Origin of the sequence: Gemmobacter megaterium, from assembly GCF_900156815.1 — a bacterium.
GTDB lineage: Bacteria > Pseudomonadota > Alphaproteobacteria > Rhodobacterales > Rhodobacteraceae > Wagnerdoeblera > Wagnerdoeblera megaterium.
The window spans coordinates 245,909-262,166 of sequence record NZ_FTOT01000005.1 but is presented as its reverse complement, the minus strand read 5'-3'; the positions used below and the strand labels follow the sequence as shown (position 1 = coordinate 262,166).

Here is a 16,258-nt window from a genome sequence, read left to right as displayed (position 1 = left end):
ATTCTGTCCGACGACAACCGCAATCCCTGTGCGTCCGAAGAACTGATCGACGTGGCGGCCCTGAGGGCCGCCATTCTTGCAGATCTGGCAGGGGCCGCGCCAACGGTGGATGCCCCGGCGCTGCGCGGGCTTGTCGTGCGCCATCTGGCGCAGGCGCAGGCGCAGGGCAATGCGCGCCTGGCCGAGGCATTTGGCGCTGCCCCCCGTGCAGCGCGGGGGCTGGTCGGGGCGCAGTCACTGTTGACGGATCTTCTGGTCGGGGTCGCCTTCGAAATGGCGACCACCCAGTTGCATCCGGTGCCGGTGCCGACCATGGCAGAGCGGCTGTCGGTGTTGGCGGTTGGCGGCTATGGCCGGGCCGAAATGGCGCCGCAGTCCGATGTCGACCTGCTGTTCCTGACCCCCTGGAAGATCACGCCCTGGGCCGAAAGCGTGATCGAATCCATGCTCTACATGCTGTGGGATCTGCGGTTGAAGGTTGGCCATGCCAGCCGGACGATCAAGGACTGCCTGCGGCTGGCGCAAGAGGACATGACAATCCGCACCGCCTTGCTGGAAAAGCGGTTCATCACCGGCGACCGGGGGCTGGCCGAAGAACTGCACCTGCTATTGCACCGCGATCTGTTTGCCACCAGCGCACCGCAGTTCATCGAGGCCAAGCTGGCCGAAAGGACCGAGCGCCACCGCAAGCAGGGGGGCCAGCGCTATATGCTGGAACCCAACGTCAAGGAGGGCAAGGGCGGCCTGCGCGACCTTCAGACGCTGTACTGGATCGGCAAGTATCTGCACGGGTCGGAAAGTGCGGCGGGGCTGGTGCAGCATGGCCTGTTCTCGCCCGAGGAATATTACCGTTTTCGCGCCGCCGAGACTTTCTTGTGGTCGGTCCGTTGCCACCTGCATTACATCGCGGGGCGGGCGATGGATCAGCTGACCTTCGACATGCAGGTCGAGGTTGCCGAGCGCATGGGATACGAAGACGGGCTGGGCCGGCGGGCGGTCGAGCATTTCATGCAGGATTATTTCCGCCACGCCACCCGCGTTGGCGAGTTGACCCGCATCTTCCTGACCGCACTGGAGGCTCGCCACGTCAAGAAGGCGCCGCTGCTGGAAGGGATTCTGAAGCGTCGTCGCAAGGTGCGCACAGGCTACAAGGTGCTGCACGGCCGTCTGACGGTGAATGATCCTGTCGATTTCGTGGCCGACAAGCTCAACCTGTTGCGCCTGTTCGACGAGGGGCTGCGCACGGGCCTGTTGATTCATCCCGATGCGATGCGGCTGGTGACGGCGAACCTGCACCTGATTGACGACGAGATGCGCCAGACCCCGGAGGCGCAGCACATCTTTCTGGACCTGATGCTCCGGCACGGCAACCCGGAGCGCGCGCTGCGCCGGATGAACGAGCTTGGCGTCCTGTCTGCCTTTATCCCCGAATTCGAGCCCATCGTGGCGATGATGCAGTTCAACGTCTATCACCACTATACGGTGGACGAACATATCATCCAGTGCATCAGCATTCTGGACCGCATCGAACGGGGCGAACTGGTCGAGGAACACCCGCTGTCGTCCGGCATCCTCAAGGCGGGTGTGAATCGCAAGGTGCTGTATGTCGCCTTGCTGTTGCATGATATCGGCAAGGGACGGCCCGAGGATCACGCAATTCTGGGTGCCCAGATCGCGCGCCGTGTGGCGCCCCGCCTGGGGCTGAATGCCGAGGATTGCGAAACGGTCGAATGGCTGGTGCGCTATCACCTGCTGATGTCGGACACCGCGCAAAAGCGTGACATTGCCGATCCGCGCACGGTGCGCAGCTTTGCCCGCATGGTCGCCAGCCGCAAACGGCTGGATCTGCTGACCGTGCTGACGGTCTGCGATATTCGCGGTGTAGGGCCGAACACCTGGAACAACTGGAAGGCCACGTTGCTACGCCAGTTGCACCGGGCGACTGCCGATGCGCTGGAAAACGGGCTGGAGGCGGTCAGCCGGTCGATGCGCGAGAACGAGGCCAAGCGCGCCCTGCGCGAGGCGCTGTCCGACTGGACGCGCGGCGAGTTGAAGGCCGAGACCGACCGCCACTATGGCCCCTACTGGCAGGGCCTGCCGACCGAAACGCATGTCGTGTTCGCACGCCTTCTGCGCGGGATCGGGACAGACGAGGTGCGCATAGACCTGCACCCCGAAGAGGGCCATGATGCCACCCGCGCCGCCTTTGTGCTGGAAGATCACCCCGGCATATTCAGCCGTCTTGCAGGCGCGCTTGCGCTGGTCGGCGCGAATGTCGTCGATGCGCGGACCTATACGTCAAAGGACGGCTATGCCACGGCGGTGTTCTGGATTCAGGACACCGATGGCCATCCCTACGAGGTCAGTCGCCTGCCGCGCCTGCGTTCGATGATCGAACGGACGCTCAAAGGGGAAGTCGTGGCGCGCGAGGCGCTGAAGGACCGCGACAAGGTAAAAAAACGGGAACGCGCGTTCCGGTTTCCGACCACGATCACCTTCGACAACGAAGGGTCCGATATCTATACCATCGTCGAGGTCGATACCCGTGACCGTCCCGGCCTGTTGTATGATCTGACCCGGACGCTCGCGGCCAACAATATCTACATTGCCAGCGCCGTGATCGCGACCTTTGGGGCGCAGGTTGTGGACAGCTTTTACGTCAAGGATGCGTTCGGGCTGAAACTGCATCAGAAGACCCGGCAGGAATCGCTGGAGAAAAAGCTGCGACAGGCCATTGCCGAAGGCGCGGAGCGGGCGAAACAGGGATGAGACCGATCCGATTGATCCGTTCGGCTGTTGTGGTGGGCGCCTGGACGCTGGTGTCGCGTGGCGCGGGGTTCGCGCGCGATGTGCTGATTGCGGCCTATCTGGGGGCAGGGCCGGTGGCGCAGGCGTTCTTCATCGCCTTTTCGCTGCCCAACATGTTCCGCCGCTTCTTCGCCGAAGGCGCGTTCAACATGGCCTTTGTGCCGATGTTCGCCAAAAAGCTGGAGGCGGGCGAGGATGCGCACGGCTTTGCCCGCGATGCGTTCAGCGGCATGGTCGGTTTGCTGACGGTATTTTCCATTCTGGGCACGCTGGCCATGCCTTGGCTCGTCTGGGCCATGGCCGCGGGTTTTGCCGGGGATGAGCGTTTTGATCTGGCCGTGCTGTATGGGCGGATCGGCTTTGTCTATATCCTGTTCATCAGCCTCGTTGCCTTGCTCTCTGGTGTGCTGAACGCCTTTGGCCGGTTCACCGAGGCGTCATTCGTGCCAGTGCTGATGAACCTGATGTTCATCGGGGCGATGCTGCTGGCAGAGCGGGCCGGGTGGGACATGGGGCTGACCCTGGCCTGGACTGTGCCGGTCTCGGGTGTGGCGCAGCTTGCCTTTACCTGGATCTTCGCGGCGCGGGCGGGCTTTGTCCTGATGCCGGGCGTGCCACGGCTGACACCGGAGTTGAAGCGGCTGGCGGTCATTGCGGCCCCCGCAGTGCTTGCTGGCGGGGTGGTGCAGATCAACCTGCTGGTGGGGCGGCAGGTGGCCAGCTTTACCGATGGTGCGGTTGCCTGGCTGTCCTATGCCGACCGGCTGTATCAGTTGCCGCTTGGGGTTGTGGGCATTGCGGTGGGCACGGTTCTGCTGCCGGACCTGTCGCGCCGTTTGCGTGCCGGGGATGCCGAGGGCGGGCGCGGTTCTTTGAACCGCGCGACCGAGTTCGCGCTGGCGCTGACCTTGCCTGCGGCGGTTGCGCTGGTGATGATCGCCCTGCCGCTGATCGACGTCTTGTTCGGGCGGGGGGCCTTTGGCGCGGATGATGTGGCCAATACCGCCCTGGCCCTGGCGATCTATGGCCTGGGCCTGCCTGCCTTTGTGCTGCAAAAGACCTTGCAGCCATTGTACTACGCCCGCGAGGATACGCGCCGCCCGTTCCGCTATGCGGTCGTGTCGATGCTGGTGAATGTGGGGCTTGCCGTCGGGCTGATGCCGCTGATCGGCTTTTCCGCGGCTGCGCTGGCGACCACGGTTTCGGGCTGGTTCATGCTGTTCCAGCTTTGGCTGGGCACGCGCGGCATGGGGCCCGAAGCCCGTGCCGATGACCGGCTGCGCGGCCGGGTCTGGCGCATCATTCTGGCCGCGCTTGCCATGGGGGCGGTCTTGTGGGGCGCGCAGGTGGTGCTGGGGCCGGGGCTGGGCATGGCCGGTTGGCGCTATGTCGCGCTTGCGGTGCTGTGCGGGATCGGGATTTTCAGCTATTTCGCCATCGGCCTGCTGATCGGCGCGTTTCGCATGGCGGATTTCCGCAGCGCGCTGCGCCGTGGGTGATGGGAAAGCGGGGGCCTTGGCCCCCGCTTTGGTCGTTAGTGCAGGCGTATCCCGTCACGCGGCGGTTCGGGCGGGCGGGTTGAGACCTGGCCGTCGATGGTCAGCCCTTCAGGCCCCGCAGTGATCTGCACCGTGGCGCCGTCCAGCACCTCGCCGGACAGCAGCAGTTCTGCCAGCCGGTCCTGGACATGGCGCTGGATCACCCGTTTGAGCGGGCGTGCGCCGAACACCGGATCATAGCCCGCATCGGCCAGCCAATCCTTGGCCGCCTGATCCAGGTCCAGCTCGATCTTGCGCCCGTCCAGCCGCTTTTGCAGCCGCCGCAACTGAATATCGACGATGCCATCCATGTTCGCGCGGGTCAGGCGGTCAAAGATGATCGTCTCGTCCAGGCGGTTCAGGAACTCGGGACGGAAATGGGCTCGCACCGCTTCCATCACCTCGGCACGTGCGGCCCGGCTGTCCGTTCCCTCGGGCAACTGGCTCAGCGCCTGCGACCCGAGGTTCGAGGTCAGCACGATCAGCGTCTGCTTGAAGTCCACGGTCCGGCCCTGACCATCGGTCAGCACGCCATCGTCGAGCACCTGCAACAGCACGTTGAACACGTCGGGATGGGCCTTTTCCACCTCGTCGAACAGCACGACCTGATAAGGCCGCCGCCGCACCGCCTCGGTCAGCACCCCGCCTTCGTCATAGCCGACATAGCCGGGGGGGGCACCGATCAGCCGGGCGACCGAATGTTTCTCCATGAATTCCGACATGTCGATGCGCACCATCGCGCTGTCATCGTCAAAGAGATATTCGGCCACCGCCTTGGTCAGCTCTGTCTTGCCGACGCCCGTCGGGCCAAGGAACAGGAAGCTGCCCAGCGGGCGCCCTTCGTCGTTCAGCCCCGCCCGTGCGCGGCGCACGGCGTTCGACACGGCCACGACCGCCTCGCGCTGGCCGATCACGCGCTTGCCCAGTTCCTCCTCCATCTTGAGGAGTTTCTCGCGTTCGCCTTCCAGCATCTTGCTGGTGGGAATGCCGGTCCAGCGCTCGATCACCTCGGCGATCTGTTCGGGGCGCACCGCATCGGACACCAGCTTGGCATTCTCGTGGCTGTCGGCCTCGGTCAGCTTGCGCTCCAGTTCCGGGATGCGGCCGTACTGCAACTCGCCCGCCTTGGCAAAGTTGCCGTCCCGCTTGGCAATGTCGAGTTCGGCGCGGGCCTTGTCGAGTTGTTCCTTGAGATCGCGCGTGCCTTCCAGCCGGTCGCGTTCGGCCTGCCACTGGGCGGTCAGTTCCGCCGATTTCTGTTGCAGGTCGGACAGTTCCTTGTCGAGCTTTTCCAGCCGGTCCTTGCTGGCGGCATCATCCTCGCGCTTCAGCGCCTCGGCCTCGATGGTCTTTTGCAGGATTTCGCGGTCCAGCGCGTCCAGTTCTTCGGGCTTGCTGTCCACTTCCATCCGCAGGCGGCTGGCCGCCTCGTCCACCAGGTCGATGGCCTTGTCGGGCAGGAAGCGGTCGGTGATATAGCGGTGCGACAGCGTTGCCGCAGCGACCAGCGCCGAGTCTGCAATCTTCACGCCGTGGTGCAGTTCGTATTTTTCCTTGATCCCGCGCAGGATGCTGATGGTATCCTCGACCGTGGGTTCGCTGACCATGACCGGCTGGAACCGGCGGGCCAGGGCGGCGTCCTTTTCCACATGCTTGCGGTATTCGTCCAGCGTGGTGGCGCCGATGCAGTGCAGTTCACCCCGCGCCAGGGCGGGCTTCAGCAGGTTGGCGGCATCCATCGCGCCATCGGCCTTGCCCGCGCCAACCAGCGTGTGCATTTCGTCGATGAACAGCACGATTTCGCCCGCGGCGGCGGTGACTTCGGACAGGATGGCTTTCAGCCGTTCCTCGAATTCGCCGCGGTACTTTGCACCGGCGATCAGCGCGCCCATGTCCAGCGCCAGCAGCTTCTTGTTGCGCAGGGATTCAGGCACATCGCCGTTGACGATGCGCAGGGCCAGCCCTTCGGCGATGGCGGTTTTCCCCACGCCGGGCTCACCGATCAGCACCGGGTTGTTCTTGGTCCGGCGGCTCAGCACCTGCATGGCACGGCGGATTTCCTCGTCCCGGCCGATGATCGGGTCGATCTTGCCTTCGGCGGCCGCCTCGGTCAGGTCGCGCGCATATTTCTTCAGCGCATCATAACCCTGTTCGGCCGAGGCACTGTCGGCGGTGCGGCCCTTGCGGATGTCATTGATCGCGGCATTCAGCTTTTGCGCCGTTACAGCCCCGGCATCCAGCGCATCCTTGGCCTTGCCGGGCACCATGGCCAGCGCCATCAGGATACGCTCCACCGGGACAAAGCTGTCGCCAGCCTTTTTCGCCAGCGTCTCCGCCTCGGTCAGGATGCGCACCAGCGATTGTTCGGTATAAACCTCGCCCGACGCACCCGAGACCTTGGGCAGTTTGCCGACCGCCAGATCGACCGATTCAGCCACCCGTTCGGGCGCGCCACCAGCACGGCGGATCAGATTGGCGGCCAGGCCCTGGTCGTCATCCATCAGCGCCTTGAGCAGATGTTCGGGGGCCAGCCGCTGATGGCCTTCCCGCATCGCAATCGCCTGCGCGGCTTGCAGAAATCCGCGCGACCGTTCCGTGAACTTTTCCAGGTTCATCGGGTACTCCCTTTCGCTAAGCGCCGCCCCCGCCCGCCCGGACATCCGGCACGGGGCCCGTCGGCCTCAAGGTTCAGGTAAGCGGTCGCGGCGAAAATGCAACAGGTTGGGGCGGTGGAGAGCGGGAAGTTTTTCAGCGACAAAACGACAGAGGGCGATCGAGACATGAAGCTGCCCCGTTCTGGCCACGGCGAGGTTGCAGGTGTTGAGAAGACGTGAATTCGAGGAGACCCCGACAATGTTCAAGACAGCCCTGAGAAAGACCCTTGCCGTGCCCCGTGCCGTCCTTGAGCGGATCCATGACCTCGCGGTTCCGAAGCTGGTGAAATTCCTGCTGGCGGCTCTGGCCTGTGCGATGATCGGCGCGCTGATGGTCGGGATGCTGTTGGGCAACATGGGGGTGGCCCTGCTGGGCACGGCTATCCCGGTTTTCGGCTGGCTGATCGGAGCAATCGCGGGTCCGCTGGTGCTGATCTTCAGCTGGGCAGGCCGCATTGTCCTGCGCGACATGAAGCGAACCTGATCCATACCGTGGCGATGGTGGTCGTAGGGCGAATCCCGCCCTACTTCTTCACCTTCAGCAAGTCCTTGGGCCGCATCGCCTCTGCCGCCTTGAAGAGCGCAAAGGTCTGGTTGACGTAATTCACCACGCCGGACATCTGTTCCACCCAGCTTTCAATGTCGTCCGTGCGTTCGACCTCCACCACCTGAACGGGGCGGTCGGGGCCATCGCCTTCGAACTGGCAATAGAACAGCGGGTCGCCGCGCTTGATCACCAGATCCTTGCTGGTGTCATGCCACTCGAACGCCCACATCAGCGGCCGCACCCAGGCGTGGATCGGGAACCGCCCGCCAAAGATCGTTCCGGGCAGCGGCACCGGGCGGTAATGCGCAAAGGCGTCGAGCTGGGTGATGTAGCACATCTCCTCGGCGACAAAGCAGTAGGGCAGCGACAGTTGCACCGTTGGCCGGTCGGGATAGCGCCATTCTACTTCGGACACGAGTGTCAGCACCTGACCCAGCTTGTTGGACCGGATCCCCCCCGTGGCGCCAGCCCGGTTGATCAGATGCGGCACGCCCTTGTCATCGCGGCCAAAGCCGATGTGCAGATCGAACGGGCAGCGCACCATGAAATAGCGGCTTTCCAACTGGATCACGCCCGGACAGCGCGCGGCGGATTTGGCATGGGTCCGGTTGGTCTGGCGAAAGCTGACCCGCTCGGGCGGATAATACATCACGGCGCCCTTGTCGGAATGCAGAAACCACCCCACGGTGATCGGCCCGGCCTTGGGGTCGCCCTCGGGTCGGGTGATGTTGATGCTGAATTCCATATCTTGAACCTTGTCTGCCCGGAACGCCTCTGCGACATGCTGAATCAATCGGTGCGGCAGGTCAATCGCGGGGCTGATCCTGGGTCGTGGGCTCCAGCGCAAAGGGGGCGGCCGCGCCCTTGAGATCGTCTACCGACAGCGGCTGCTGCGGCCGTGCCAGCCGGTTTCTGACCACCCAGTGCAACCGGGTCTCTGCCCGCGTGATCGCCACATAGGCCAGCCGCTTCCACAAGGCGATACCCGCCTCGGACCGGCCCGCCGCCGCTGCCGCCCACAGATCGGGGGCAAAGACCTGCACCTCGGGCCACTGTGACCCTTGCGCCTTGTGGATTGTCACGGCGGCGCCATGCAGAAAGGCCGCGCCCATGACCGCCGCGGCAGGGATGAACGGCTCTTCCTCGTCCGGCTTTTCGATCTTGATGATCGAGGCGGCCGAGATCTGCGGCTCTTCGGCGCCAAAGATATGCAGCCGGGCAAACCCCAGCCGCTTGCCGGGGCCCAGATAGATCGCCTGCGCCCCCTTGATCAGCCCCCGTGCCTCCAGGTCGATCCGCTTCTTGCGATGCTTCAGCGGCAGCTCGATCCCGTCGCAGATCAACGGCTCGCCGGGCAGCAGTTCGGTATCCGGCGCCCCATGGGCCGCGCGAAAGGCAGTGATCAGCCGGATTCGCGTGGCATTGCGCCAGACCAGCACCGGAGAGCGCGCCATCAGATCACTGTCCACGCGCTGCGCCAGATGCACGCGGTCATCCTGCGCGGCCGCGCGTTCGACCATGCGCTCGAACTCCTCGAACCCCAGATCGGGATCGCCAAGCGCATGGGCCAGGTCAAGGATCGGATTCCCATCCTGCTGGCGGTGGATGCGGTTCAGATGGATGCGCCGCTCTGGCTTCAGCCGGTCGAACACCATTTCCCCCGACAGGCCCACGGGCGCCAACTGCGCCGGGTCGCCAAACAGCACCAGCGTGGGGAAAATCTCTTTCAGATCCTCGAACTGACGTTCATCCAGCATCGAGCTTTCATCGACAAAGCCGATGTCCAGCGGCTCTTCCCGCCGCTTCCAGCCCTTGATGAAATCGCTGCCCCGCAGCCCGGCGGCAGCCAGTGCGCCGGGAATGGATTTCACCGTCTCGTAATAGGCCCGCGCCCGATCCAGGGCGAGGTCGGTCAATTCCTCCATCACCGGCCGCTCGCCGGTTCCAGCCAGCCAATCGGCCAGCTTTTCATATTCCGGCGCATAGATCGGCGTGTAGAGGATGCGGTGGATGGTGGTCGCGGGTACCCCGCGCGACCGCAGAACGCTTGCCGCCTTGTTGGTCGGGGCCAGCACCGCCAATGTCCGGCTGTCCTTCTTGCGGCGACCCTCATAGTCGCCCGACACCAGTTCCAGCCCCGCTTCGGTCAATGCCTTGACCAGTGTGGCCAGCAGCATCGTCTTGCCCGACCCTGCCTTGCCGGTGACGGCCAGCGCCCCGCCGCCCGGACCATCGCCTGGCAGCACAAGGCCATTGTCCAGATCCACGCCGGCGACCTGCAACAGGGCTGAAACCCGGTCATGGGCTTCGGCCTGATCGTCGGAAAAGGTCATGGCGGGCAGGGCGGTCATGCGGGCACCTTATGCGCTGCGGATGCGAAAGGGAATTCGTCGCAACCGTAGGGTCGCCTGTTCATCTTGCCCGAAATACCCCACGGGGGTGCGGGGGTGTGAAACCCCCGCCGCCCGGCCTCCATGATCGGTACAGAGCGCAAAAGGCGCCCCCGGCAACAGGGGCGCCTTTCCTTCAGACCCGTGGAGGGATCACGCCTTGATCAGGCCCATGGATTCCAGCTTAAGGATGACCTGCTGGGCGCAATAATCCACGTCCAGCCCTTCGGTATCCACGCGCAGTTCGGGCGCCTCGGGCGCTTCATAGGGGTCAGAGATCCCGGTGAACTCCTTGATCTTCCCTTCGCGCGCCAGTTTGTACAGGCCCTTGCGGTCACGCTTTTCGCATTCTTCCACGCTGGTCGCCACATGCACCTCGATGAAGGCGCCATAGGCTTCGATCATTTCGCGCACGGCGCGGCGGGTGGCGGTATAGGGGGCGATCGGTGCACAGATGGCGATGCCGCCGTTCTTGGTGATTTCCGACGCCACATAGCCGATGCGCTTGATGTTGATGTCGCGGTGCTCTTTCGAGAAGCCGAGTTCCGACGACAGATGCTTGCGCACCACGTCACCATCCAGCAGCGTGGTCGGGCGCCCGCCCATCTCCATCAGCTTGACCATCAGCGCGTTGGCAATGGTCGACTTGCCCGATCCCGACAGCCCGGTGAAGAATACGGTAAAGCCCTGTTTGGCCCGCGGGGGCGAGGTGCGGCGCAGTTCGCGCACGACTTCCGGGAAGGAGAACCATTCCGGGATCTCCAGCCCTTCGCGCAGGCGGCGGCGCAGTTCGGTGCCCGAGATGTCCAGCACGGTGCAGCCTTCGGGCACTTCGTTTGCCGGGTAGTACTGCGCCTTTTCCTGCACATAGACCATGTGCTTGAAATCGACCATGGTCACGCCGATTTCGTCCTGGTGCTTCTTGAACAGATCCTGCGCATCATAGGGGCCGTAGAAATCCTTGCCCTGGCTGTTCTTGCCGGGGCCGGCGTGGTCACGGCCGACGATGAAATGCGTGAAGCCGTGGTTGCGGCGGATCATCCCATGCCACACGGCCTCGCGCGGGCCAGCCATCCGCATGGCAAGGTTCAGCAGCGACATGTGGGTCGTTGCCGCCGGATACTTGTCCAGAACCGCCTCGTAGCAGCGCACGCGGGTGAAATGGTCGACGTCGCCCGGTTTGGTCATGCCGACGACCGGGTGGATCACCAGGTTCGCCTCTGCCTCGCGCGCGGCGCGGAAGGTCAGTTCCTGGTGGGCACGGTGCAGCGGGTTGCGGGTCTGGAACGCCACGATCTTGCGCCAGCCCATCTTGCGGAAATAGGCGCGCAGTTCGTTCGGCGTGTCGCGGCGGGCCTTGAAATCGTAATGCACCGGCTGCTGGATGCCGGTGACCGGGCCACCCAGATAGACCGGACCCGCGATGTTGTGCAGGTAATTCACCGCCGGGTGGGCCAGATCGTCGGCACCAAAGACCTTTTCGGCCTCTTTGGCCTTGTTCGGCACCCATTTGTCGCTGACCGACATGATAGCCAGGATCACCCCTTCCTGATCGCGCAGCGCGATGTCGGTGCCCGGCTCCAGCCCCTCGGCGAATTTCTCGCTGACGTCCAGGGTGATTGGCATCGGCCACAGCGTGCCATCGGCCAGACGCATATTCTCGACCACGCCGTCATAATCGGCTTCGGTCAGGAACCCCTTCAGCGGGTTGAAGCCGCCGTTCATCAGCAACTCCAGATCGCAAATCTGGCGCGGCGTCAGATCCCAGGACAGCAGGTTGCCGGCTTCGAACTTCAGCTTCTGGGCGGATTCTGCAGAGACATAAAGTTCGGGAATCGGTGCGGTATTGGTCAAGGCCATGGGTTCTCGGCTTTCTTCATATAATGCGGACGGACAGCACGGGGCGCCTTGCGGGGCCATACCCCCGGCGGCAGGTGAATTTCAAGCATTAAAGGCGTTTTCAGGCATATTGCGCGCGGAAACCAGCCTTGACCTAAACGCAGGACGCCCGGCCATAACGGCCGGACGCCCATTTCGCAAGTGCCGTGGCGGCACGTGATCAGCTCTTGACGAATTCCGGGTAGGCTTCCATCCCCAGCTCCGCCTTGTCGAGACCCAGCATCTCGTCCTCGGCCGACACCCGCAGGCCGAACACTGCCTTGACGATGAACCAGACCACCAGCGATGCAATCACGGTGAACAGGCCCACGATCACGATCGACTGGATCTGCACCCAGAGCGAGGCATCGGCATTGGTGAACACCACGGCGATGGTGCCCCAGATGCCGGCGAACAGGTGGACCGGAACCGCGCCGACGACATCGTCGATCTTGAGCTTGTCAAGGAACGGCACCGCAAAGACCACGATTGCCCCGCCCACAGCGCCGATCAGCGTGGCGGCGCCCAGTCCGGGGGTCAGTGGTTCGGCAGTGATCGACACAAGGCCCGCCAGCGCGCCGTTCAGCACCATGGTCAGATCGGCCTTCTTGTAAAGCACCATCGTCAGGATCAGGGCTACCACGGCGCCACCTGCGGCAGCGGCGTTGGTATTCGCCATCACGCGGCCGACGTCCGAAGCGTCTCCGACCGACGAGAAGGCCAGTTGCGAGGCGCCGTTGAAGCCGAACCAGCCCATCCACAGGATGAACGTGCCCAGCGTGGCCAGCGCCAGGTTGTTGCCCGGCATTGCGATCGTGCGACCGTCCTTGTACTTGCCCAGACGCGGCCCGAGGATGAGCGCACCGACCAGAGCGGCCCAGCCGCCGACCGAGTGCACCACGGTCGAGCCCGCGAAATCAAGAAAGCCCATCTCGTCCAGAAAGCCGCCGCCCCATTTCCAGGACGCCTGGATCGGATAGATCAACGCGGTCAGGACCAGCGTGAAGACGAGGAAGGGGATCAGCTTGATGCGTTCGGCCAGCGCGCCCGACACGATCGAGGCGGTGGTGGCGCAGAACATGACCTGGAAGAAGAAATCCGACGAGGTCGAGGCATAGCTGTAGTCATCCAGCCCCGCAACTTCGACGCCCACGGCCTCCAGTTGGGCGGTGCCAAGCGCGCCCAGGATGCCCTGGATCATCCAGCCATCGCCCGGATACATGACCGAATAGCCGATCACGTAATACATGATGCAGGCGACCGAAAAGACGGTGATGTTCTTCATCAGCTGCATGGTGGCGTTCTTGGACCGCACCAGGCCAGCTTCCAGCATGGCAAATCCGGCAGCCATCCAGAACACCAGGATCCCGCCGATGATCATGATCAGCGAGTTCATGATGAAGACCATATCGGTCGGGACAGCGGCGGCGGCGGTTTCGGCCGCCTCCTGCGCCCAGGCGGGCAGGCCGGCCATCATCGACACCCCAAGGGCCGAGATGCCAGCGAACTTCAGACGGTTGAACATTGGTTCTGCTTTCCCTTCACAAGTCGCAGGTCAGAGCGCGTTGTCATCGGTTTCGCCGGTGCGCACGCGCACCGCGCCCTCGACGTCGAGGACGAAGATCTTGCCGTCGCCGATCTTGCCGGTGGTTGCCGTGGTGCGGATCGTGTCCACCACCTGATCCGCCATGGCATCGCTGACGACCAGTTCCAGCTTGACCTTGGGGACAAAGTTCACCGCGTATTCCGCGCCGCGGTAGATTTCGGTGTGGCCCGACTGCGTGCCGAAGCCCTTGATCTCGGTCACCATCATGCCGCGCACGCCGATGGCGGTGAGCGCCTCGCGCACCTCCTCGAGCTTGAACGGCTTGATCGCTGCTATGATGAGTTTCACGTCGTCACCCTTCCTCTGGCAGGCGGCCCGCAGGGGGCCTACCGCGCTACAACACGCCAGGGATCGGGTGCGGCACAACGCAGAGCGCAGGCGGAGCCCCGCGCAAAACGGATCAAAATGCACAAGTTTTGCACAAATGACGGGCAGTGATTAATTTTTAATCCGAAAGCTGACGCGAATCGGTGGGCCTTCCCCCTTCGCATGTGCGGCAATCCGGTTTAATGTGGACCCAACATGGCAATGGCCCGGAAAAGGGCGGACAGGCACCTATGGCGACAAAAGGTTCAGGCAAGTCACCATTGGTGGCAGTGCGGCGGGGCGGAACTGCGCGCAAACCGTCTGCGCGACCGGCGACACCCCGAAAAAGGGCCCCGCGTCCGCCGCGGCGTGGTGGTATTTCGGGCTTTATCCTTGGGATATTCCGGTTCATCGGGCGGATGCTCTGGGGGGCTGTCTGGCGTGTCACGGCGGTGGTCGCCGTGGTGCTGTTTGGCGCGACCTGGTTCTTTCATGCCCAGATGCCGGAATTGTCGGCGTTGCTGGACGGCCGCCAGCGTGGATCGGTCACGCTGCTTGACCACGAGGGCAACGTATTCGCCTGGCGCGGCGAGACCTTTGGCGGCCAGACCTCGGCGGCGGATGTGTCGAAACATCTGCGCAACGCGGTGGTGGCAACCGAAGACAAGCGGTTTTACGGGCATTTCGGTTTGTCCCCGCGTGGCATTGCCGGTGCGATCCGCATCAACCTGTCCGAAGGACGCGGCGCATTTCAGGGCAATGGCGGATCGACCATCACCCAACAGGTGGCAAAGCTGCTGTGCCTTGGCGTGGAATATGACCCCCAGCGGTGGAAAACCGAAGCGGAGTACGAAGCCGACTGCCGCAAGGGCTCGTTGGTGCGCAAGCTCAAGGAAGTGCCCTACGCCTTTGCGCTGGAATGGACGTATTCCAAGCAGGATATCCTGACGATCTATCTGAACCGCGCCTATCTTGGGGCGGGTGCCCGTGGGTTCGAGGCTGCGGCACAGCGCTATTTCGGCAAGTCCTCGCGCCAGCTTGTACCGGCCGAAGCCGCGATGCTGGCCGGGTTGCTGGTGGCCCCGTCCTATTACGCGCCAACCAACAATCTCAAACGCGCCCAGGACCGGGCAGGCGTGATCATCGGCCTGATGCAGGATCAGGGCTATCTGACCAAGGCCGAGGCCGACGAGGCGCTGCGCAACCCGGCCACCCTGTCCCCCGAGGCCACACAGCGCGCAGGTGGCTATTTCGCCGATTGGGTGGTGGACAGCGCGCCCAGTTTTCTGGCGCGCGATACGACCGAAGATGTCGTCATCCACACCACGCTGGACCAGCATCTGCAAAAGGCGGCGGAGAGTGCGGTTGCGGCCGTGTTCGATGCCCGGCTCAAGGCGGGTTCCAAGGCGCAGGCGGCGGTCGTTGTCATGTCGTCCGATGGCGCGGTGCGTGCCATGGTGGGCGGGCGCGATATCGGTGCACCGGGGTCGTTCAATCGCGCATCCCAGGCACGCCGACAGACCGGCTCGGCCTTCAAGCCCTTTGTCTACGCGGCGGCGCTGGATATGGGATGGTCTCCGGCCGATTATGTCGAGGACAGCCCTCTGACCTTGCGTATTCCGGGATCCGGCGCCTGGACACCGCAAAACTACACGCGCGATTTCAAGGGGATAATGACCCTGGCCGACGCCCTGAAAGATTCGCGCAATATTCCCGCCGTGCGCGTTTCCGAGGCGGTCGGGCGTGATGCCGTGCGCCAGGTGGCCGAACATTTCGGCATCGTCTCGGATCTGGCCAAGGGGCCCGCGCTTGCGCTTGGTGTGTCAGAGGCCACTCTGGTCGAGATGACGGGTGCCTATGCCGGCATCCTCAACGGCGGGTCCGCCGTGAAGCCCTATGGGCTGATTGACCTGCGGCTGAGAGGCGACAAGGCGCCGCTGATCACCCAGACGGGCGGCATCGAAGAGCGGGTGATACGCGAGGATGCGGCTCGTTATCTGACCTGGATGATGATGCAGGTGATCGACTCGGGCACCGGAACCCGCGCCAGACTGCCCGGCCGCGAAGCCGCGGGCAAAACCGGCACCACCCAGGCCGCGCGCGACGCCTGGTTCGTGGGATACACCGCCGATTATGTGGCCGGTGTCTGGATGGGATATGATGACAACACACCGCTGACCGGCGTGACCGGGGGCGGGCTTCCTGCGGAAATCTGGAAAGAGGTCATGGTACGTGTGCACGATGGGCTGCCCGCCCGCCCGCTGCCGAAAAAGGTGCCCGAGGCCCGTTTGCCACCCCAGGCAGGGGGCGCACCAGCCTCGTCCGGGGGGGCGGTGCCGCCGGGTGAACCGGCCCCGCCCCAGGGCCGCGAACCCGATCTGGCAGAGCGGATCATCAACGAGGTTCTGGGCACCTTCCTGGGCGGGCGCTGGTAGCTGCCCGTGGGGCAGGGCGGGGGGCCGGTCTCTGCGTCGTCTGCGTCGGGGGCCAAGGCAGTGCAACGCGGATGCAGGCGGATGCCATCAGGGCGC

Annotated in this window: 10 protein-coding genes; 4 read left to right on the top strand and 6 right to left on the bottom strand. The window is 64.1% G+C overall.

Annotated features, from left to right (window positions below; translation table 11 throughout):
• On the top strand, positions 1-2,769 hold the full coding sequence (locus BW970_RS13505; protein WP_076532364.1) for a [protein-PII] uridylyltransferase: 2,769 nt from the start codon (positions 1-3) through the stop codon (positions 2,767-2,769).
• Entirely contained in the window at positions 2,766-4,307 is a 1,542-nt protein-coding gene (gene murJ / locus BW970_RS13500) for a murein biosynthesis integral membrane protein MurJ (RefSeq protein ID WP_076532190.1), read from the top strand. Before BW970_RS13505 ends, murJ begins: the two co-directional genes overlap by 4 nt.
• 35 nt (positions 4,308-4,342) lie before the next feature.
• Here murJ and clpB read toward each other — a convergent pair whose 3' ends face one another.
• Complete coding sequence (gene clpB, locus BW970_RS13495) at positions 4,343-6,961, bottom strand: ATP-dependent chaperone ClpB (RefSeq protein ID WP_076532188.1); 2,619 nt, start codon at positions 6,959-6,961, stop codon at positions 4,343-4,345.
• A gap of 238 nt (positions 6,962-7,199) precedes the next feature.
• On the opposite strand from clpB, the gene BW970_RS13490 reads away from it, so the two are divergent.
• Positions 7,200-7,484 carry a hypothetical protein gene (locus BW970_RS13490; RefSeq protein ID WP_076532186.1) on the top strand — a complete coding sequence of 95 codons (285 nt, stop codon included), beginning with the start codon at positions 7,200-7,202 and terminating at the stop codon, positions 7,482-7,484.
• 40 nt (positions 7,485-7,524) lie between these two features.
• Here BW970_RS13490 and BW970_RS13485 read toward each other — a convergent pair whose 3' ends face one another.
• From BW970_RS13485 to BW970_RS13465, 5 genes are all read right to left on the bottom strand, one after another.
• A complete protein-coding gene (locus BW970_RS13485) occupies positions 7,525-8,292 on the bottom strand; it encodes a hypothetical protein (RefSeq protein ID WP_076532184.1) in 768 nt (255 codons plus the stop codon).
• 61 nt (positions 8,293-8,353) lie between these two features.
• Positions 8,354-9,898, bottom strand: a complete 1,545-nt coding sequence (locus BW970_RS13480) for an ATP-dependent DNA helicase (RefSeq protein ID WP_076532182.1) — start codon at positions 9,896-9,898, stop codon at positions 8,354-8,356.
• A gap of 192 nt (positions 9,899-10,090) precedes the next feature.
• Entirely contained in the window at positions 10,091-11,797 is a 1,707-nt protein-coding gene (locus BW970_RS13475; protein WP_076532179.1) for a bifunctional sulfate adenylyltransferase/adenylylsulfate kinase, read from the bottom strand.
• A 199-nt stretch (positions 11,798-11,996) separates the two neighbouring features.
• Positions 11,997-13,289: an ammonium transporter gene (gene amt / locus BW970_RS13470; protein WP_076532362.1), complete on the bottom strand. Its 1,293-nt coding sequence runs from the start codon at positions 13,287-13,289 to the stop codon at positions 11,997-11,999.
• 81 nt (positions 13,290-13,370) lie between these two features.
• Positions 13,371-13,709: a P-II family nitrogen regulator gene (locus BW970_RS13465; protein WP_076532176.1), complete on the bottom strand. Its 339-nt coding sequence runs from the start codon at positions 13,707-13,709 to the stop codon at positions 13,371-13,373.
• 269 nt (positions 13,710-13,978) lie between these two features.
• Here BW970_RS13465 and BW970_RS13460 point away from each other — a divergent pair, with 269 nt between their 5' ends.
• Positions 13,979-16,162 (top strand): transglycosylase domain-containing protein, encoded by a 2,184-nt coding sequence (locus BW970_RS13460; protein WP_076532174.1) that lies wholly within the window; start codon positions 13,979-13,981, stop codon positions 16,160-16,162.
• The last annotated feature ends 96 nt before the right edge of the window (positions 16,163-16,258 follow it).

Bases quoted from the DNA above. Each gene is read 5' to 3' on its own strand.
- BW970_RS13475 (WP_076532179.1), bottom strand. From the start codon at position 11,797: ATGGCCTTGACCAATACCGCACCGATTCCCGAACTTTATGTCTCTGCA.
- BW970_RS13490 (WP_076532186.1), top strand. From the start codon at position 7,200: ATGTTCAAGACAGCCCTGAGAAAGACCCTTGCCGTGCCCCGTGCCGTC.
- BW970_RS13485 (WP_076532184.1), bottom strand. From the start codon at position 8,292: ATGGAATTCAGCATCAACATCACCCGACCCGAGGGCGACCCCAAGGCC.
- amt (WP_076532362.1), bottom strand. From the start codon at position 13,289: ATGGCCGGCCTGCCCGCCTGGGCGCAGGAGGCGGCCGAAACCGCCGCC.
- murJ (WP_076532190.1), top strand. From the start codon at position 2,766: ATGAGACCGATCCGATTGATCCGTTCGGCTGTTGTGGTGGGCGCCTGG.
- clpB (WP_076532188.1), bottom strand. From the start codon at position 6,961: ATGAACCTGGAAAAGTTCACGGAACGGTCGCGCGGATTTCTGCAAGCC.
- BW970_RS13480 (WP_076532182.1), bottom strand. From the start codon at position 9,898: ATGACCGCCCTGCCCGCCATGACCTTTTCCGACGATCAGGCCGAAGCC.
- BW970_RS13460 (WP_076532174.1), top strand. From the start codon at position 13,979: ATGGCGACAAAAGGTTCAGGCAAGTCACCATTGGTGGCAGTGCGGCGG.